An 18,257-nucleotide genomic window follows, 5' to 3' on the forward strand; every position below is an offset into this window, starting at 1 on the left:
AGGGGCGGGATTGGGGAGCCTCCCGGCAGGGCCGCCTACCCCGCCAGATGAACGCGGAGTAACCCCCTCCCCACCCCCCAACGAGCACCGCGTGCACACGCAGCGCACCCCCAGATCCACTTACGGTGATCGGCGCCACCCGTTGTGGCGACGTTAACGCGCAGGCCACCCCCGCTGCCAACGATCCAGTACGAGCGGGAAGTCACCGGCGAACCACCGCCGGAGGCGTCCCGCGACCACTGCCGACGCGTTCGCACTCGGGGAGACGCGCCATGCCGCGCATACGCTCTGTCGTCACCGCAGCAGCATCCGCCACCACCTCCGCCACCACCTCCGCCGTCTCCACGGTGAACCGCCGCGCGTTCCTCGCGGCGACCGGCGCCGTCTCCCTCTCCGCGGGCGTCGGATACGCCCTGGGCCCGGGAGCGGGCTCCGGCAAGGCCGCCCCCGCGGCGGCCGCCCCGGTGCCGATGTCCCGCAGGGCCCCCTCCGCCCCGCTGGCCCCGTACCGCTCGGGCACCACCCTCGCCACTGTCTCGGCACCACGCGGCACCACTGGTTACCGCCGCCTCGGCGACGGCCCTGCCTGGGACCGCGTCGTCCGCGGGGACCTGGCCGCCGCCAAGCCGGGCCGCGAGACCCGCCGCACCCCGCTCGCCGCGTTCGTCCAGTTCACCGACCTGCACCTGGTGGACGTACAACACCCGCTCCGCTACGAGTACGTACGCGCCCAGACCGCCAGCGCCTGGCGCCCGCAGGAGGCCCTGTCCGTGCCGGGCGCCGTCTCGCTCGTCGAGCAGGTCAACGGGTTGCGCGGGGCGCCCGCCACCGGCGCGCCGCTGCACTTCGTCATGACGACGGGCGACAACACGGACAACAACTCCCGCAACGAACTGGACTGGTTCCTGAAGGTGATGAGCGGCGGCCGCGTCACCCCCAACTCCGGCGACCCGCGCCGCTACGAGGGCGTACAGGACAGCGGTCTGAAGCTCTACTGGCAGCCGGACGCCGCCCTGCGCGACGCCGACAAGAGCGCCGGTTTCCCGCATCTGCACGGCTTCCTGGACGCGGCGATCCGCGAGGTCAACAGCCCCGGCCTCAACCTGCCGTGGTACTCCACGGTCGGCAACCACGACGGCCTGCCCGGCGGCTGCTACGCCCCCGGGGACTCGTTCTTCACCGAGTTCGCCGTCGGCGGCAAGAAGCTGATGTCCCTCGACGAGGCGCGCGGCGCGGCCCTGTGGAAGAACGTCAAGAAGGGCAACGACCCGAAGGGCGCCGTCTTCCGGGACCTGCTGAAGTCCGAGGCCCGGCGCATGCGTTCGGTCACGCCGGACGAGGCCCGCGCGCCCTTCACCCCCGCCGAGTACGTCAAGGCCCACCTCGACCCGGCGCACGCCGGCCGCGGCCCGGTCGGCCACGGCTACACCCAGGAGAACCTGGCGGACCGCACCCAGTACTACTCCTTCCGCATCACCGACGACGTCCTCGGCATCAGCCTGGACACCACCGACCCGGGCGGCCACTACGAGGGGTCGCTCGGCACGGCCCAACTGCGCTGGCTGGAACGGAAGCTGACGGAGGTGGAGAAGAGCGGCGACGCCTCGTACGTCATCGTCTTCAGCCACCACACCAGCAAGTCCATGCGGAATCTGCGCACCGACCCCAGCCACCCGCGCGAGTCCCGGCACGGCGGCGACGAGGTCGCGGCGCTCCTCGGCCGGCACCGCTCGGTGCTCGCCTGGGTGAACGGCCACAGCCACAAGAACGCCATCACGCCGCACCACACCGAGCACGGCTCCTTCTGGGAGGTGTCCACCGCATCGCACATCGACTTCCCGCAGCTCGCCCGCGTGATCGAGCTGGTCGACAACCACGACGGGACGCTCTCCCTGTTCACCACCCTCATCGAGTCCGCCGCCCCGCACCGCACGGACTTCGCCGATCTCTCCCAGACCGGCCTCGCCGCCCTGTACCGCGAGCTGGCCTTCAACGCCCCGGGCGCCAGGGCCACGCTGGGCGGTGAGCCCGGCGACCGCAATACGGAACTCATCCTCCGAAAGAGCTGAAATCAGCTCTGCTTTCGCCTGAAATCGCCCAACAACTCCCGCACTGTCTCTGGGACCTTCCGGGCTCGGCGTCGTTCGCCACGGCAGCCGACACAAGAGGAAGGGCGCCATGAGCGAAGAGACGAAGTCGCGCAGGGGACAGCGCGGGCCGGTACGGAGGTCACTGGGCGGTGCGGCCGTCGCGGTGGCCGTGGCGGTGGGAGTGCTGGCCGCCCCCGCGGTCGCCGCGCCCCCGCCCGCCCCCGCACCCGCCGCTCCCGACCCCGACCACGGGCACGAGCGCACCCGCGCCGCCATGGACGCCGCCGTCCGCGGTGGCGTGCCCGGGGTCACCGCCCAGGCGTGGGACAAGCGGGGCCCCTGGAGCGCCGCCGCGGGGGTCGGGGATCTGCGGGACCAGACCCCGCGCGGCCCCCACGACCGCTTCCGCGCGGCCAGCATCACCAAGACCTTCGTGGCGACGGTGATGCTGCAGCTGGAGGCGGAGGGCAACCTCGACCTGGACGACAAGGTCGGCACGTGGCTGCCCGGCCTGGTCGAGGGCAACGGGCACGACGGCGACCGGATCACGCTGCGGCAACTCCTCAACCACACCAGCGGGATCCACGACTACGCCGAGGACCCGGACTTCGTCCGCATGCTCGCCACGCCGGAGTTCTTCGAGCACCGCCACCGCACCTGGACCCCGCGCGAACTGGTGGCGGTGGCCATGCGGCACAAGCCGTACTTCCCGCCCGGCGAGGGCTGGCACTACTCCAACACCGGCTATCTGCTCGCCGGCCTGATCATCGAGAAGGCCACCGGCCACCCGTACGGCGACGAGATCCGGCGGCGGGTCCTCCAACCGCTCGGCCTGCGCGCCACCTCCGTGCCCGGCACCGACCCCACCGTCCCCGGGCCCAGCTCGCGCGCCTACTCGAAGCTGTCGGGGAAGCCGGACGGCCACACGTACGACGTGACGGAGCTGAACCCGTCGGCCGCCGGCGCCTCGGGCGAGATGATCTCCGACGCGGCGGACCTCAACCGCTTCTACTCGGCCCTGCTGCGCGGCAGGCTGCTGCCGGAGAAGCAGCTCGCCGAGATGAAGAGGACCGTCCCGGCCAAGGGCGAGGAGGCGGGCGGCGGGCGCTACGGCCTCGGTCTGCTGCGGATCAAGCTCCGCTGCGGCACGGTGGTCTGGGGCCACGGCGGCGCCATCCACGGCTCCCGGTCGACGGCGCTGACCACGACGGACGGCCGCCACGCCCTCACCTTCAACTTCAACGGCGACTGGGCGAGCGGCCAGGGGCCGATCACGGAAGCGGAGTTCTGCCGCAAGTAGCCCGACGCGCGGGCGGCTTCGCCCCCGCCCTCGTCCCCGACACCCGTGCGGGGGCGGAACCCCGCCGTCCAGGGTTCCGCCCCCGCACTCGCTTCCTGCGGACGCGCTGCCGCGCTAGCGCGGCAACACCACGATGTACGCCGCCGGGTCCCGGTCGGCCGCCGCCATCAGGGCCGTCCGCACGACCGTCGCCTGCTGCTCCGCCCCGTCGCGGAGCTTCTTCGGGGTGATGTGGACGACGGTGACGCCGAGCCGTTCCAAGTGGTCGCGCTTGCGGGCGTACTCGGACCATTCCCCCCGCTCCCGGCTCCGATCGAGGAGCGAGGAGCCGGTGCCGTCGTCTCCCTGGCGCGGCGCCCTGGTGTCGAGTTCGACGGCGACCGCGTGCTCGGGCCAGTAGGCGTCGACGCCGCCCAGGTGCGGGCCGCCGGGCAGCCGCAGATCGACGTTCCACAGCGGGTCGGGCAGCCCGTTCTCGCGGATCAGCGCGTACAGGCGGTCCTCCGCGATCGCCCGCCCCTCCGCGATCAGCGAGTCCACGGCGTCCACGACGTGCGGCCGGGCAAGCAGCCGCGCGTTGTTCAACTCCCGTACCACGGCGGCCGGTTCGCAGTGCCCGCCGCGCACCGCCTCGGTGAGCAGCCGCCGGACCGCGCCCGCCTCGGCGAGTCCCGCCACGGCGTCGGCGAGCGCGCGCGGCACCGGGGCGACGGGAAGCCCGGTGATCTGCTGGGGAGTCGGCAGGGTGTGGCTGCGGACGAGGCGGGCGCAGCCCGTGGAGCGCAGCCTCCGGGTGCGCGGCACCAGGACGTCGATGCGGTCCAGGGAGAGCAGCGGCGGGGCGGAGGAGAAGCGGTGCAGCGCGAGCGCGGCAAGGCCGGTGATCATCGCGTCCGCGTACGCGGCGTGCTGTTCGCCGGGGCCGGGCTGCGCGGGCACGGCCCTGGCCTCCTTCGCGGGGGGCCTCCCGGCATACAGGAGCACGCCGTGCAGTCGTTCCTCGCTGGTCGGCGGGCCCGGGTGGAGCAGGAAGACGTCGGGGAGCAACTGCTGCCAGGGGCCGCCGGGGCGGCAGTGGGCGGTGGTGGTGGAGCCGGAGACGCCGTGCTCGCGCAGTTGGGCCGCGCTCATGACGCGTCGCTGGGAAGTGGTCAAGTGGCACAGGGGGCGGGGGGACAGTGGGGTGTTGTGGTTCATGCCGGGGCCATTCCCGCGCCCGGAGGGACCCCTAACCGCTGTTACAGTCCCGTCGGCAAAACCGGACAACCCCGTCCTAAAGTACGGGAGTTCGAGGGCCGAAAATGGCTGGTTCGGGGCGTGTGCGGGCGTCCGGGTGCCCGGGTCGGGGGCGCGCGTGGGAGCCCCGCGCCCTCTTGTGGCTGGGGGACACCGTTGTCATACTCGGCGCGATGTTTGGCATGGACGCGACGTAAGTCGGGCAATCCCTGAGGCGCGTCCGCGCCGGACACCGGTAACTCCCAAGGACCGCACCCCACTTGATCGGTCCATCCCCCCATGGAGGTACTGCGTGAGCACCCAACGAGCGAGCAGGCGACGCCTGACCATCACCGGAGTCGGCGTCGCCGCGCTGGTCGCCGGCACCCTGACGATGGCGCACACCAGCGCCGCCGCGCCCGCCCCGACCCCGGACACCCTCACCTCAGCGGCGGCGAGCAAGCTCGCGAACTCCCTGTCCGCCGACCTCAAGAGCGACACCGCCGGCGCCTACTACGACGCCTCGGCCAAGAAGCTCGTCGTCAACGTCACCGACGGCGCCGCGGTCGGCCAGGTCCGCGAGGCCGGCGCCGAGCCCAGGCTCGTCAAGCACTCCCGGGCCGAACTCGACGCCGCCCAGAAGGATCTCGGCGAACGCGCCGTCCCCGGCACCGCACGCGGCGTGGACCCGGTGTCCAACAAGGTCGTCGTCACCGCCGACAGCACCGTCAAGGGCGCGGCCCTGGACCGGTTGAAGAAGGACGTCGCCGCACAGGACGGCAAGGCCGTCCTCAAGCGAACGGCCGGAAAGTTCACCACCCTCATCCGCGGCGGCGACGCCATCTACGCCTCCGGCGGCCGCTGCTCGCTCGGCTTCAACGTCGTCAAGAACGGCCAGCCGTACTTCCTCACCGCGGGCCACTGCGCCTCCCTCGCCGGCACCACCTGGTCGGAGACCCAGGGCGGCTCGGCCATCGGCACGGTCGAGGACTACGGCTTCCCCGGCCGTGACGACGCCATCGTGAAGTACACCGCCAACGTCGCGCACCCGAGCGAGGTCAACCTCTACAACGGCGGCGCCCAGCAGATCACGGGCGCCCGCACGGCCGTCGTCGGCGAGCAGGTCCAGCGCAGCGGCAGCACGACGCGGCTGCACGGCGGCTCCGTCCAGGCACTGAACGTCTCCGTCACCTACCCGCAGGGCACCGTCAACGGCCTCATCCAGACCAACGTCTGCGCCGAGCCCGGCGACAGCGGCGGCGCGATGTTCGCCGGCAACAGCGCCCTCGGCCTCACCTCGGGCGGCAGCGGCAACTGCTCCAGCGGCGGCCAGACGTTCTTCGCCCCGGTCACCGACGCCCTGTCCCGCTACGGCGCACAGATCGGCTGACGCGTAGGCCCTTGCGGGGCGCCTCAAGCGCCGGGCGGGCAGTATTCAGCCCGTCCGGCGCTTGAGGACGAGGCGCGAAGCGCCGATCAGCGGGAGTCGGCCGACGGGACGGGGCAGTCCCGAGCACCCCCTACCTCAAACGGGGCCCGCGGCCCCGTCACAGGCTTGCGCCCGCAACGAGCGGGCGAGGTCGTCCCGCGCCTCCAGGACCAGCCGCCGCAGCGCCGGCGCCGCCTGCTCATGCGAGCCGAGCCACGCGTCGGCCGCGTCCAGCGTCCCCTGGCTGTCCTGGAGATGCGGGAACAGGCCCCGCACCACGTCCATGCCGATCTGGATGGACCGCTCGGCCCACACCCGCTCGATCGCCTCGAAGTACTTCGAGGCGTACGCAGCGGTCAGCTCGCGCTGCGAGGGCTGCTGGAAGCCCGCGATGGTCGCCTCCACCAGCGCGTTGGACAGCGCGTCCGACTCCACCACGGAGGCCCACGCCTGCGCCTTCACCGCCGCCGACGGCCGCGCGGCCAGACAGCGGACCTGGTGCCGCTTGCCGGACGCCGTGTCGTCCCGGGCCAGCTCGGCGGCCAGCGCCTGCTCGTCCGCCGCGCCGTGCACCGCGAGCGAGCCGAGGAACGCCCAGCGCAGCTCCTGGTCCACATCCAGGCCGTCGATCTTGGCCGTGCCGTCAAGAAGCCCCTGGAGGAGCTGGAGGTCGGCCGCCGAGGACGCCGTCGACGCGAAGAACCGGGCCCAGGTGAGCTGGTGCTGGCTGCCCGGCTCGGCCACGCGCAGCTCCCGCAGGGCGCCCTCGGCGAGCGCGCGGCCGCCCTCCTCGCGCCAGTCCGGCGCGGCGTAGAGCGTGCGGGCGGAGCTCGCCCAGGCGTGCAGCATCTGCAGCACGCCGATGTCGGACTCCTGGCCGGCGAAGCGCAGCACGAGGCCGATGAAGTCCCGCGCGGGCATGAGCGCGTCCCGCGTGAGGTTCCACAGCGCCGACCAGCACAGGGCGCGGGCCAGGGGGTCGGTGATGTCGCCCAGGTGGTCGCGGAGGGTGTCGAGGGACGTCTCGTCGAAGCGGATCTTGCAGTACGTCAGGTCGTCGTCGTTGACCAGGATCAGCTCCGGCGCCTCGGCCCCGGCGAGCTCGGCGACCGTGGTCCGGGGGCCCTCGACGTCGACCTCCGCGCGGGCGTACCGCACGAGTTCGCCGCCCGCCTCGCGGCGGTAAAGGCCCACGGCCACGCGGTGCGGGCGGAGCGTCGGGTGGCTCTCGGGCGCCTCCTGGACGACGGCCAGCTCCGTGACGCGGCCCTCCGCGTTCAGGATCACCTGCGGGGTGAGGGAGTTGACGCCCGCGGTCTGCAGCCACGCCCGCGACCAGGCCGTCATGTCCCGGCCGCTGGTCTCCTCCAGGACGGAGAGCAGGTCGCCGAGGCGGGTGTTGCCGTACGCGTGCCGTTTGAAGTAGCGGCGGGAGCCCTCCAGGAAGGCGTCGCGCCCGGCGTAGGCCACGAGCTGCTTGAGGACCGAGGCGCCCTTGGCGTACGTGATCCCGTCGAAGTTGAGCTTGGCGTCCTCCAGGTCGCGGATGTCGGCCGTGACCGGGTGGGTGGAGGGGAGCTGGTCGGCGCGGTAGGCCCATGCCTTGCGGTTGTTGGCGAAGGTGATCCAGCCGCTGGTGAAGCGCGTCGCCTCGACCATGGAGAAGGAGCCCATGAAGTCGGCGAAGGACTCCTTGAGCCACAGGTCGTCCCACCACCGCATGGTGACGAGGTCGCCGAACCACATGTGCGCCATCTCGTGGAGGATGACGTTGGCCCGCCGCTCGTACGACGCCTGGGTCACCTTGCCGCGGAAGATGAACTCCTCGCGGAACGTGACACAGCCGGGGTTCTCCATGGCGCCGAGGTTGTACTCCGGGACGAATGCCTGGTCGTACTTCCCGAAGGGGTACGGGTAGTCGAAGTGGTCGTGGAAGAAGTCCAGGCCCTGCTTGGTGACGAGGAAGACGTCGTCCGCGTCGAAGTGCTTGGCGAGGCCCTTGCGGCACATCGCGCCGAGCGGGATCTCCAGGCGGGTGCCGTCCTCGAAGACGCGCTCGTAGGAATCCGTCACGTAGTGATAGGGGCCCGCGACGACCGCTGTGATGTACGTCGAGATCGGCTTGGTCTCCGCGAACTTCCATACTCCGTCGACCAGTTCGCCGACGCCATTGCTCCACACCGTCCACCCCTCCGGCGCCTGCGCGGAGAAGCGGAAGGGGGCCTTCAGGTCGGGCTGTTCGAAGTTGGCGAAGACGCGGCGGGAGTCCGCGGGCTCGTACTGCGTGTAGAGATAGACCTCGCCGTCCTCGGGGTCGACGAAGCGGTGCATGCCCTCGCCCGTGCGGCTGTAGGCGCACTGGGCGTCCACCACCAGCTCGTTCTCCTCGCGCAGGTCCTCAAGGGCGATGCGGGCGCCGTCGAAGACCTCGGAGGGGTCCAGGTCCTTGCCGTTCAGGGACACGGCCGTCACGCTCGGCGCGATCAGGTCGGCGAAGCTGGCGGCACCCGGCTCGGCGCAGCGGAAGCGGAGGGTCGTCACCGACCGGAACGTGCGCGGCGCCCCTTCGTCGCCGTCGCTGTCGCCCACCGCCGAGCGCAGGTCGAGGAAGACCTCGTACCCCTCGACGGACAACAGCGCGGCCCGCTCCTGGGCCTCGTCGCGGGACAGATTCTCACCGGGCACGGGCTGCACTCCCTTGTGGCTCGTGGATGGCTCGCATGACTCTTCCGAACGACTCTGATCCTCGCACGCGGCTCAATCGGCGGACATCCGGGAATGCCCCGGCACACCCCCGACGTTTCCCGGCCAGTCCCCGAACGGATCCCTTAGGGAGAGACATGCCCGAGAACTCTGCGAGCTCCGCGAACCCCGCGAGCTCTGCGAGCGGCAAGACCCCGGTCGACTTCTGGTTCGACCCGCTGTGCCCCTGGGCGTGGATGACCTCGCGCTGGGTGCTCGAAGTCGAGAAGGTGCGCGACATCAAGGTGCGCTGGCACCTGATGAGCCTCGCCGTCCTCAACGAGGACAAGCTGGACGACCTGCCCGAGGAGTACCGCGAGATGCTCGCGACCCACGCCTGGGGCCCCGTCCGCGTCGTCATCGCCGCCCAGCAGGAGCACGGCGCCGAGGTCCTCGGCGACCTCTACACCGCGCTCGGCACCCGTATCCACAACCAGGGCGAGGGCCCCACGAAGGAGGCCGTGGCCGGCGCCCTGAAGGAGGTCGGCCTGCCCGGATCGCTCCTGGACCACTGGGACGCGACGCCCTACGAGGCCGAACTGCGCGCCTCGCACAACGAGGGCATCGACAAGGTCGGCCAGGAGGTCGGCACGCCCGTCATCGCCGTCCCCGGCGCCGACGGCGAACAGGTCGCCTTCTTCGGCCCGGTCGTCACCCCCACCCCCAAGGGCGAGGCGGCGGCGCGCCTGTGGGACGGCACGCTGCTGGTCGCGTCGACGCCCGGCTTCTACGAGATCAAGCGCACGCGCACGCAGGACCCTATTTTCGACTGACACCCGAGCGGTACCGCAACCATCAATTGAGCAACCACAGCGGCGAGCAACCAGCTCCGCGAGAGCGGCGCCGGTTTAGGCGCAAAGAACAGCCCCCGCGAGTCACGTCCTCGCGGGGGCCTTTCCTTTATCCGCCTGCCCGCATGAAGGTTGAGAAGACGATCACGAGGCAGGACGTTTCACGCGGGCACAGGCCCGCGGGGGGTCAGGGAGCCAGCAGCAGGCTGTTCACGCGCTGCTTCGCGGCCTCGTACCGCTTCGCCACGTCCTGCCAGTTCACGACCTGCCACATGGCCTCGATGAAGTCCACCTTCTGGTTCTTGTACTGCAGGTAGAAGGCGTGCTCCCAGGCGTCGAAGACCAGGATCGGGGTGGAGCCCTGGCCGACGTTGCCCTGGTGGTCGTAGATCTGCTCGACGATCAGGCGGTCGCTGAGCGGCTCGTAGGCGAGCACGCCCCAGCCCGAACCCTGCGTCGTCGCGGACGCCTTGGTCAGCTGGGCCTTGAACTTGGCGAAGGAGCCGAAGGACTCGGTGATGGCGTCCGCGAGCTCGCCGACACCGTCGGCGGCCGTCGGCTCGCCGCCCCCGCCGTCCTTCGGGCTGTTCATGTTGTGCCAGTAGATGCTGTGCAGGATGTGCCCGGAGAGGTGGAAGGCCAGGTTCTTCTCCAGGCCGTTGATGGCGCCCCACGACTCCTTGTCGCGGGCCTCCGCCAGCTGCTCCAGGGTGTCGTTCGCACCCTTCACGTACGCGGCGTGGTGCTTGTCGTGGTGGAGCTCGATGATCTGCGGGTTGATCACCGGCTCCAGCGCCGCGTAGTCGTACGGAAGTTCAGGAAGCGTGTAAATGGCCATGAGTGAGCCCTCCGACGTGCTCTGCGTGCTGTGCCGCGCCGTGTCGCGCGGCGCCGCCTCGCACCTCTTTATTGCGACCTATGTGCAAGTGCAGGCTAGCAGCAGGAGTACCGTGAAGTTGATCAGCCCTTCGTCCTAGGGCGGGGGGCCGACGGCCCCGCGGGCCGCGCAAGACCGAAGGCCCCGCTCCACAGGGGGGAGCGGGGCCTTCGGGTGCGCGCAGGGCGCGGCGTCAGGGCTGCGGCACGCCGGTGCCGCGGTTCTCCACGGCCTTCTGGCGGGCGTAGCCGACCACCATGAGGATCAGCGTCAGTCCGCCCGAGTAGTAGAGCTGGGTGCGGGTCTCGGACTCGCGGGCCATCAGCACGAACACCGTGGCCATGCCGGCCAGCGCCACATAGGTGAGCCAGGGGAAGAACCACATCTTCACGACCAGCTTCTCCGGCGACTCGCGCTCCAGCTTCGTACGCAGCCTCAACTGCGCGGCCGCGATGAAGAACCACACGACGAGGATGATCGCGCCGATGGTGTTGAGCAGCCACTGGAAGATGTCGTCGGGCCGCCAGTAGCTGAGCAGGACGCACAGGAAGCCGAAGGCGGACGAGGTGAGGACGGCGATGCGCGGCACGCCGCCGTAGAGCTGCCCGAGCGCCTTCGGGCCCATGCCGCGCCGCACCAGCGAGTTGGCCATGCGGGACGCGCCGTAGATGTTGGCGTTCATCGCGGAGAGCAGGGCGATCAGGACGACCACGTTCATGATCTGGCCGGCGCCGTCGATGCCGAGGTGGTCGAGCGTGGCGACGTACGGGCCCTTGGCCGCGACCTCCTCCGCCGTCCACGGCAGCAGCGTCACGACGACGGCCATCGAGCCGACGTAGAACAGCGCGATCCGCCACATCGCCGTGCGCACGGCCTTGGCCACACCCTGGACGGGGTGTTCGGACTCCGCCGCCGCGATGGTGACGGTCTCCAGGCCGCCGTACGCGAAGACGGAGGCGAGCAACCCGACGATGAGGCCGTCCACGCCGTTGGGCATGAAGCCGCCCTGCCCGGTCAGGTTGGTCATGCCGGGCGCGTCGGTGTCGGGGAGCCAGCCCAGGATGGCGAGCACGCCGATGCCGAGGAAGAGGACGATGGCGCCGACCTTCAGGGCGGCGAACCAGAACTCGAACTCGCCGAAGTTCTTCACGGCCGCGAGGTTCGTGCCGCAGAACACCAGCATGAACAGGGCGACCCAGGCCCACTCGGGCACCCCCGGCACCCAGCCGTGCACGATCTTCGCGGCCCCGATGCCCTCCAGGCCGACGGCCACGCACAGCAGGAACCAGAACGACCAGCCGGCGGTGAACCCGGCCCACGGGCCCATGGCCCGCTCGGCGTGCACGGAGAAGGAGCCGGACGCCGGGTTGGCCGCAGCCATCTCGCCGAGCATCCGCATCACGAGCATGACCAGGGCGCCGGAGATCGCGTACGCCAGGATGATCGAGGGACCGGCCGCGGCGATGGCCGTCCCGGAGCCCACGAAGAGCCCGGCGCCGATCACGCCGCCGAGGGCGATCATCGACAGATGGCGCTGCTTGAGGCCGTGTCCGAGGGGGGAGTCGGCCTGGGGTGGTGCGTCCTGCAAGGACGTCCGAGACATGGGCGTGCCCTGTTCAGTAGCAGAGACGGGGAGCGAAGTGCGCCACAGTCTGAGCGTGCGTACCGCTCACAGGGAACAGGTGACCGGTATACGGACACGACGCTCACACATGGTGAAGATCTGTTCACATCGCGAACACATTGGTGTCATGAATGTGTGCATGTACGGCGCGCACAGGAGTGCGCAGGGATCATGAACGGCCGCGCACGCTCCGCTGCCGCCACTCCCGCGCCCACGCCACCGCGATCACCGTCGCCGTCGCGCCCGCCGACCACAGCAGCTGCGGCCGTGCCCCGTCGTCCCGCACCATCAGCAGGATCACCACGGCCATCGCGGCGAGCGCGGCCCAGGTCAGCCAGGGGAAGAACCACATCCGCAGGGTCAGGCGCTCCGGCGCCTCACGCTCGATGCGGCGGCGCAGCCGCAGCTGCGACACCGCGATCAGGCCCCACACGAACAGCAGCGCCGCGCCCACCGAGTTGAGCATGTAGAGGAAGACGGACTCGGGCCACTTCAGATTCAGCAGTACGGACACGAAGCCGAAGGCCACCGAGGCCAGCACCGCGCGCCGCGGCACCCCGCCGCCCGACACCTTGAGCAGCCCCTTCGGCGCCTCGCCGCGCTCTGCGAGGGAGAAGATCATGCGCGAGGAGCCGTACAGATTGGCGTTCAGGGACGACAGGAGCGCCACGAACACCACGATGTTCATGAGGGTCCCGGCCGACGGGACGCCGATCGAGTCCAGGACCGTGACATACGGGCTGAAACCGGCCTGCTGCGCCGTCCACGGCAGCACCGTCACGATGACCAGCATCGAACCGACGTAGAAGAAGAGGATGCGGTACACGGCGCTGCGCACCGCGCGCGCCACCGAACGCACCGGGTCGTCGGACTCGGCCGCCGCGATCGTCACGATCTCCAGGCCGCCGAAGGCGAAGAGCACCACGACCACACCGGAGACCACGCCGTCCCAGCCGTGCGGCAGGAAGCCGCCGTCGCCGGTGAGGTGCGTGAAGCCGACGGGATCGGTGTCGGGGAGCACCCCGAAGATGGCGAGCAGTCCGAGGACGAGGAACGCCACGATCGCGAAGACCTTCAGGGCGGCGAACCAGAACTCGAACTCGCCGAAGTTCTTCACGGCCGCGAGGTTGGCGCCGGTGAAGAACACCATGAAGAGGAGCACCCACGCCCACTGCGGCACGCCGGGCGCCCATTCGTTGGCGATCCGCGCCGCGCCCGTCGCCTCCACGGCGAGCACGACGACGAGCAGGAACCAGTACAGCCACCCGACCGAGAACCCGGCCCACCGCCCGAGCGCCCGCTCGGCGTGCACGGAGAACGCGCCGGACGCCGGCATCGCGGCGGACATCTCGCCGAGCATCCGCATCACGCACATCGCGAGCGCGCCCGCGATCAGATAGGAGAGGACGATGCCGGGCCCGGCGACCTCGATCCCGGCCCCCGACCCGACGAACAGGCCGGCGCCGATGACACCGCCGAGGCCGAGCATGGTGAGGTGGCGCTGCTTGAGGCCGCCGCCGAGGGGTTCGGGTCCCGTGTCCGTCGCGGCGGGGGCGTCGACCGCTGTCGCACCCGTGGGGGGCACCGCCGACCGGGACGGCGAGGAGTCGTGCTTCACGTTCAGTCGGCTCTCGGTGCTCAGGGGCTACAGCGGGAGTCCGGGCTCAGAGGTCGAGGCCGGACTCCACACCCAGGGGTTTAGCGGGAACCTACAGTCTCCCCGGCAGACACCCCGGGAAGCAACCGCATACCCCGGCCCCTCTGACCTCCGTGACGAGCGTCACCTCGAATCACGTGTGGCCCCGGGATTTTGTGCGGAGCCCACCAACACCGACCCGCTCCCTTTGTCACCGGCACCCCCTGAAACGCCGCCCGCCCCGGGGATAGGGTCAGGGCGACCCAAGCCGCCTACCCGCCCGCCAGAACCATGGAGTCCCGATGAGTACAGCCGCCATAACCCGTCCGGGCCAGGTCCTGGCCGACCTTCTGCCCGCCTCCCGCGTGAAGGACGCCACGCTCGTCCTCGGCGGCGCCGCGCTCACCGGAATCGCCGCGCAGATCGCCGTCCCGGTCCCGGGCTCCCCGGTCCCGGTGACCGGCCAGACGTTCGCGGCCCTGCTCGTCGGCACCTCGCTCGGCGCCTACCGCGGCGCCGCCTCGCTCGCGGTGTACGCGGTCGTCGGCATGGCGGGCATGCCCTGGTTCGCGCAGGGCAAGGCGGGCATGGGCGCCCCGAGCCTCGGCTACGTCTTCGGCATGATGCTGGCCGCCCTGGTCGTGGGCGCCCTCGCCCGCCGCGGCGCCGACCGGAACGTGGTGCGGACGGCGGGCACGATGGTCCTCGGCTCCGCGATCATCTACGCAGTCGGCGTGCCGTACCTGGCCGCGGCCACCGGGATGTCCCTGACGGAGGCGGTCGCGGCCGGGCTCACGCCGTTCCTCATCGGCGACGCGCTGAAGGCGGCGCTGGCGATGGGCGCGCTGCCGCTGGCGTGGAAGCTCGTGGACGGCGCCGCCGACAAGCGCTGACGCGCCAGACGCTCTGTACGTCCGTCAACGGACGTCGTAGTTCCGCCTGAAGAGGTTCGCCGGGTCGTACGTGGCCTTCAGCCCGGCGAGCCTCTTCCGCGTCTCGTCGTCGTACAGCCCTTCCGTACGGTCGCCACTGGCGAAGGTGAAGTTCAGCGACCGCCCGACGACGTGCCGCCGCACCCCCGTCAGCACCTCCTCGTAGAACTCCCGCAGGCTCGCGCGGTCCGTGCTGTCGTCCAGCGGTGACAGGATCCGCAGCAGCCAGCGCGCGTCCCGGTGCGGCACGGCGTTGGCGGCCGGCCGGGCAAGCGCGCCGCCCAGGTGGTTGAGCTGCACCACGTGCATGCGGTCGGCGGCGGGCCCGGTGAGGGCGAGAAGCCGTTCCATCGCGGCGGTGTCGAGGCCGTCCAGCATGCGGTTCTCCCCGTAGTACGCGTGCGGGAAGTCCGGGTCGCTGTGGATGGTGTGGCTTTCGGTGTACGGCAGTTCGCGCAGGGAGTCCTCGTGAGCGGGCCCGATCGCGCGCAGCGGCGCCACGAGCCGCTCGCCCTCCTCAGCGCTGCCGGTGTACGCGACGCGCACGGTCACCAGGTAGCTGCCGCGCAACGCCTCCGGGAGCATCGGAAGGTCCGGGTAGACGAGCGCGGCGACGGAGGACGTCACCGTGTCCGGCACGGTCTCGGTCCACGCCGTGTAGGCGCGCAGGACCGCCGCCGGGTCCACCTCGCGGCCGTCGAAGGTGAGCGCGCCCCCGTACAGCCGCGTCACGGGGAGCAGGCCGATCTCCAGGGCCGTCACGACCCCGAGGTTCGCGCCGCCGCCGAGCAGCCCCCAGAACAGCTCCGGCTCGCTTTCGGCCGTCACCTGCCGGACGGCGCCGTCCGCCGTGACCAGCTCCAGGGACCGCACATGGTCGGCCGCGTACCCGAACTCCCGGGCCAGGACGCCGAGCCCGCCGCCCAGCGTGTACGACACGGCGCCCACGGACGGCGCCGAGCCGTTCAGCGGCGCGAGCCCGTGCTCCGCCGCGGCCGCCACGACCTGCCCCCAGCGGACGCCCGCGCCGACGCGCGCGGTGCGCGCCGCGGGGTCCACGACGACCTCGTCCATACGGCGGGTGCTGATGAGCACGCCGCCCGCCGAGGCGTCCGGGAGGCCGTGCCCGGTGGCCTGGGCGCCGATGGGCAGGCCCGCCGCGGCGGCGTACGAGACGGCCGCGACGACGTCGTCCGTGCCGGAGGCCGCGAAGACCACGTCGGGGCGCTGGGCGAACCCGGTCTGGAATCCGGCGAGTTCGTCCTCGTACCCGGTGTCGCCGGGGCGGAACACGAGTCGCTGTGCGGTGAAGATGCTGAGGGCGCCGAGGTCCATGGGTTTCTCCCTGGTTTCGATCTTGCTGTTGGGCACACCCTGGCGCAATAACCTGACACCTGACGTCAAGTTTTCCGGCAGTGAAAACGGCAGCGAGAACGGCAGCTGGAACGGCAGCGAAAAAGCGGGACGCCCGCCGGGGCGGCGGCAAAGGCCGCCGCCCCGGCGGGCGTCCCGCACAGAGGCCGGGCCTAGGCCCGGGTGAGCTCCTCGTCCGAGCGGGGCCGCACCTTCTCGCGCACCAGGGCGAAGCCCAGCACGAGGGCCGCCACCAGCAGCGAGAGCAGCATCTGCTTGCGCCCGGCGTCGTCGTACAGCATGTAGACGATCACGAACGAGATCATCCCGATGGTGACCCAGGTCAGATACGGGAAGAGCCACATCTTCACGACCAGCTTCTCCGGCTGCTCGCGCAGGATGATGCCGCGCATCCTCAGCTGCGTGAAACAGATGACGAGCCACACGAAGAGGGCGACCGCGCCGGAGGAGTTGAGCAGGAAGTCGAAGACGGTGTCCGGCCACTGGTAGTTGAACCACACGGCGGCGAAGCCGAAGACGACCGAACCGAGGATCGCCGCGCGCGGGACGCCCTTGTCGGTGGTGCGCGCGAACAGCTTCGGGGCGTCGCCGCGCTGGCCGAGCGAGAACGCCATGCGCGAGGCGGTGTACAGGCCGGAGTTGAGGCAGGACAGGACGGCCGTAAGGATGATCACGTCCATGACCGTGCCGGCGTGCGAGATGCCGATGGAGTTCAGCGCGGCGACGTAACTGCCGTCCTTGACGATCGACTTGTCGTTCCACGGAAGCAGCGTGACGACGACGAAGATCGAGCCGAGGTAGAAGACGCCGATGCGCCAGATCACGCTGTTGGTGGCCTTGGTGACCGCGCGCTGCGGGTCCTCCGACTCACCGGCGGCGAGCGTGACGATCTCCGAGCCCATGAAGGAGAAGACCACCATCAGCACACCTGTGAGGATGGCGCCCGCCCCGTTGGGCATGAAGCCGCCCGCGTCGGTGAGGTGCGCGAAGCCCGATCCCGGGTTGTCCGAGCCGGGCAGGATGCCGAAGACGGCGAGGAGGCCGACCACGACGAACCCGCCGATCGCGACGACCTTGATGCCCGCGAACCAGAACTCGAACTCGCCGTAGGAGCCGACCGAGACCAGGTTGGTGGCGGTGAGCACCAGCATCACGATGAGCGCCCAGCCCCACTGCGGGACGTCCGGCATCCACTTGTTCAGGATCACCGCGCCCGCGGTCGCCTCGACGGCGAGCACCACGACCCAGAAGAACCAGTACAGCCAGCCGATGGTGAAGCCCGCCCAGCGCCCGAGGGCCTGGTCGGCGTAGGCGGAGAACGACCCGGATGCGGGCCGCGCCACGGCCATCTCGCCGAGCATCCGCATCACGAGCACGACCATCGCGCCGACGAGGGCGTACGAGACCAGGATCGCGGGGCCCGCGGCCTTGATGCCGGAGGACGAGCCGACGAAGAGACCCGCCCCGATCACGCCACCGATGGCGATCATCGACAGATGGCGGTTCTTCAGCCCGGCCTGCAGGCCGTCGCCGCCGCCGTTCCCACCGTCCGGCTGCGAATTGCCGGGTCCTTCGTGGGTGCTGTCTTCCTTCGCAAGGGACGGTTGCGAGGTCATAGGCAGATCCTTTGGTTCGCGGGGACAAGCTTCCGCATTAAAAGCTCAGGGGCGTACGGGACGAAAGGCCCGTCTCCGGATCGTTGTATTCCGCGGAATCCTGAGTGAACGAGCGCTTACGCACGATGACCGTCCAGGGGATTGGCCTGCACCAATCGGTGGCCGGAGCCGGTGCCCGGCCGCCCCACGGCGGCTGCCCGCCCCCGTGCGTGCCACACTTCGCTCCATGCGCGTGTACCTCGGCTCGGATCATGCCGGCTACGAACTGAAGAACCACCTCGTCGAATGGCTCAAGGCCCACGGGCACGAGCCCGTCGACTGCGGGCCCCACATCTACGACGCCCAGGACGACTACCCGCCGTTCTGCCTGCGCGCCGCGGAGCGTACCGCCGCGGACCCCGAGTCCCTCGGCATCGTCATCGGCGGCTCCGGGAACGGGGAGCAGATCGCGGCGAACAAGGTGAAGGGGGTGCGGGCCGCTCTCGCGTGGAGTGAGCAGACGGCTGCGCTCGGGCGGGAGCACAATGACGCCAACGTGATCTCCATCGGGGGGCGGATGCACACCCGGGACGAGGCCACGAAGTTCGTCGAGATCTTCCTCGCCACGCCGTACTCGGGCGAGCCCCGGCAC

13 protein-coding genes are annotated in these 18,257 nt (G+C 70.9%); 6 read left to right on the plus strand and 7 right to left on the minus strand.

What is annotated here, in order from left to right; all coding sequences use genetic code 11:
- The first annotated feature begins 272 nt into the window (after positions 1–272).
- The gene (locus STRAU_RS15500; protein WP_016641274.1) at positions 273–2,069 is read left to right on the plus strand and encodes a TIGR03767 family metallophosphoesterase; all 1,797 of its coding nucleotides are present in this window, start codon (positions 273–275) and stop codon (positions 2,067–2,069) included.
- A gap of 109 nt (positions 2,070–2,178) precedes the next feature.
- Positions 2,179–3,390, plus strand: coding sequence for a serine hydrolase domain-containing protein (locus STRAU_RS15505; RefSeq protein WP_016641276.1), 1,212 nt, complete (start codon positions 2,179–2,181; stop codon positions 3,388–3,390).
- 114 nt (positions 3,391–3,504) lie between these two features.
- On the opposite strand, the gene STRAU_RS15510 is transcribed toward STRAU_RS15505, so the two are convergent.
- Positions 3,505–4,587 carry a hypothetical protein gene (locus STRAU_RS15510; protein ID WP_037659675.1) on the minus strand — a complete coding sequence of 361 codons (1,083 nt, stop codon included), beginning with the start codon at positions 4,585–4,587 and terminating at the stop codon, positions 3,505–3,507.
- A 331-nt stretch (positions 4,588–4,918) separates the two neighbouring features.
- Between STRAU_RS15510 and STRAU_RS15515 the strand changes: the two genes are divergently transcribed.
- Positions 4,919–5,995, plus strand: a complete 1,077-nt coding sequence (locus STRAU_RS15515) for a S1 family peptidase (RefSeq protein WP_016641278.1) — start codon at positions 4,919–4,921, stop codon at positions 5,993–5,995.
- Positions 5,996–6,130: 135 nt separating this feature from the next.
- On the opposite strand, the gene pepN is transcribed toward STRAU_RS15515, so the two are convergent.
- The gene (gene pepN, locus STRAU_RS15520; RefSeq protein ID WP_037659691.1) at positions 6,131–8,719 is read right to left on the minus strand and encodes an aminopeptidase N; all 2,589 of its coding nucleotides are present in this window, start codon (positions 8,717–8,719) and stop codon (positions 6,131–6,133) included.
- A 155-nt stretch (positions 8,720–8,874) separates the two neighbouring features.
- On the opposite strand from pepN, the gene STRAU_RS15525 reads away from it, so the two are divergent.
- Positions 8,875–9,549: a mycothiol-dependent nitroreductase Rv2466c family protein gene (locus tag STRAU_RS15525; RefSeq protein WP_016641280.1), complete on the plus strand. Its 675-nt coding sequence runs from the start codon at positions 8,875–8,877 to the stop codon at positions 9,547–9,549.
- Positions 9,550–9,754: 205 nt separating this feature from the next.
- Here STRAU_RS15525 and STRAU_RS15530 read toward each other — a convergent pair whose 3' ends face one another.
- The 3 genes from STRAU_RS15530 to STRAU_RS15540 all read right to left on the minus strand — a co-directional run bounded on the left by STRAU_RS15530 (position 9,755) and on the right by STRAU_RS15540 (position 13,557).
- On the minus strand, positions 9,755–10,405 hold the full coding sequence (locus STRAU_RS15530) for a superoxide dismutase (protein WP_016641281.1): 651 nt from the start codon (positions 10,403–10,405) through the stop codon (positions 9,755–9,757).
- Between the two features lie 232 nt (positions 10,406–10,637).
- Entirely contained in the window at positions 10,638–12,047 is a 1,410-nt protein-coding gene (locus STRAU_RS15535; protein ID WP_037659678.1) for an amino acid permease, read from the minus strand.
- Positions 12,048–12,237: 190 nt separating this feature from the next.
- A complete protein-coding gene (locus tag STRAU_RS15540) occupies positions 12,238–13,557 on the minus strand; it encodes an amino acid permease (RefSeq protein ID WP_106967933.1) in 1,320 nt (439 codons plus the stop codon).
- A gap of 449 nt (positions 13,558–14,006) precedes the next feature.
- Between STRAU_RS15540 and STRAU_RS15545 the strand changes: the two genes are divergently transcribed.
- On the plus strand, positions 14,007–14,597 hold the full coding sequence (locus STRAU_RS15545) for a biotin transporter BioY (RefSeq protein ID WP_037659681.1): 591 nt from the start codon (positions 14,007–14,009) through the stop codon (positions 14,595–14,597).
- A 24-nt stretch (positions 14,598–14,621) separates the two neighbouring features.
- On the opposite strand, the gene STRAU_RS15550 is transcribed toward STRAU_RS15545, so the two are convergent.
- Both STRAU_RS15550 and STRAU_RS15555 read right to left on the minus strand, forming a co-directional pair.
- The gene (locus STRAU_RS15550) at positions 14,622–15,971 is read right to left on the minus strand and encodes an FAD-binding oxidoreductase (RefSeq protein WP_037659683.1); all 1,350 of its coding nucleotides are present in this window, start codon (positions 15,969–15,971) and stop codon (positions 14,622–14,624) included.
- A gap of 191 nt (positions 15,972–16,162) precedes the next feature.
- The gene (locus tag STRAU_RS15555; protein ID WP_016641286.1) at positions 16,163–17,626 is read right to left on the minus strand and encodes an amino acid permease; all 1,464 of its coding nucleotides are present in this window, start codon (positions 17,624–17,626) and stop codon (positions 16,163–16,165) included.
- A 226-nt stretch (positions 17,627–17,852) separates the two neighbouring features.
- On the opposite strand from STRAU_RS15555, the gene STRAU_RS15560 reads away from it, so the two are divergent.
- A partial coding sequence (locus tag STRAU_RS15560) for a ribose-5-phosphate isomerase (protein ID WP_037659686.1) occupies positions 17,853–18,257 on the plus strand: 405 nt, incomplete at its 3' end.

The sequence above is a fragment of the Streptomyces aurantiacus JA 4570 genome (assembly GCF_000414115.1).
GTDB classification, from domain to species: Bacteria; Actinomycetota; Actinomycetes; order Streptomycetales; family Streptomycetaceae; genus Streptomyces; species Streptomyces aurantiacus_A.

What these genes read in the sequence shown, in the direction of transcription:
- STRAU_RS15500 (WP_016641274.1), top strand. Translation starts at nt 273, where the DNA reads ATGCCGCGCATACGCTCTGTCGTCACCGCAGCAGCATCCGCCACCACC.
- STRAU_RS15505 (WP_016641276.1), top strand. Translation starts at nt 2,179, where the DNA reads ATGAGCGAAGAGACGAAGTCGCGCAGGGGACAGCGCGGGCCGGTACGG.
- STRAU_RS15510 (WP_037659675.1), bottom strand. Translation starts at nt 4,587, where the DNA reads ATGAACCACAACACCCCACTGTCCCCCCGCCCCCTGTGCCACTTGACC.
- STRAU_RS15525 (WP_016641280.1), top strand. Translation starts at nt 8,875, where the DNA reads ATGCCCGAGAACTCTGCGAGCTCCGCGAACCCCGCGAGCTCTGCGAGC.
- STRAU_RS15530 (WP_016641281.1), bottom strand. Translation starts at nt 10,405, where the DNA reads ATGGCCATTTACACGCTTCCTGAACTTCCGTACGACTACGCGGCGCTG.
- STRAU_RS15535 (WP_037659678.1), bottom strand. Translation starts at nt 12,047, where the DNA reads ATGTCTCGGACGTCCTTGCAGGACGCACCACCCCAGGCCGACTCCCCC.
- STRAU_RS15540 (WP_106967933.1), bottom strand. Translation starts at nt 13,557, where the DNA reads ATGCTCGGCCTCGGCGGTGTCATCGGCGCCGGCCTGTTCGTCGGGTCG.
- STRAU_RS15545 (WP_037659681.1), top strand. Translation starts at nt 14,007, where the DNA reads ATGAGTACAGCCGCCATAACCCGTCCGGGCCAGGTCCTGGCCGACCTT.
- STRAU_RS15550 (WP_037659683.1), bottom strand. Translation starts at nt 15,971, where the DNA reads ATGGACCTCGGCGCCCTCAGCATCTTCACCGCACAGCGACTCGTGTTC.
- STRAU_RS15555 (WP_016641286.1), bottom strand. Translation starts at nt 17,626, where the DNA reads ATGACCTCGCAACCGTCCCTTGCGAAGGAAGACAGCACCCACGAAGGA.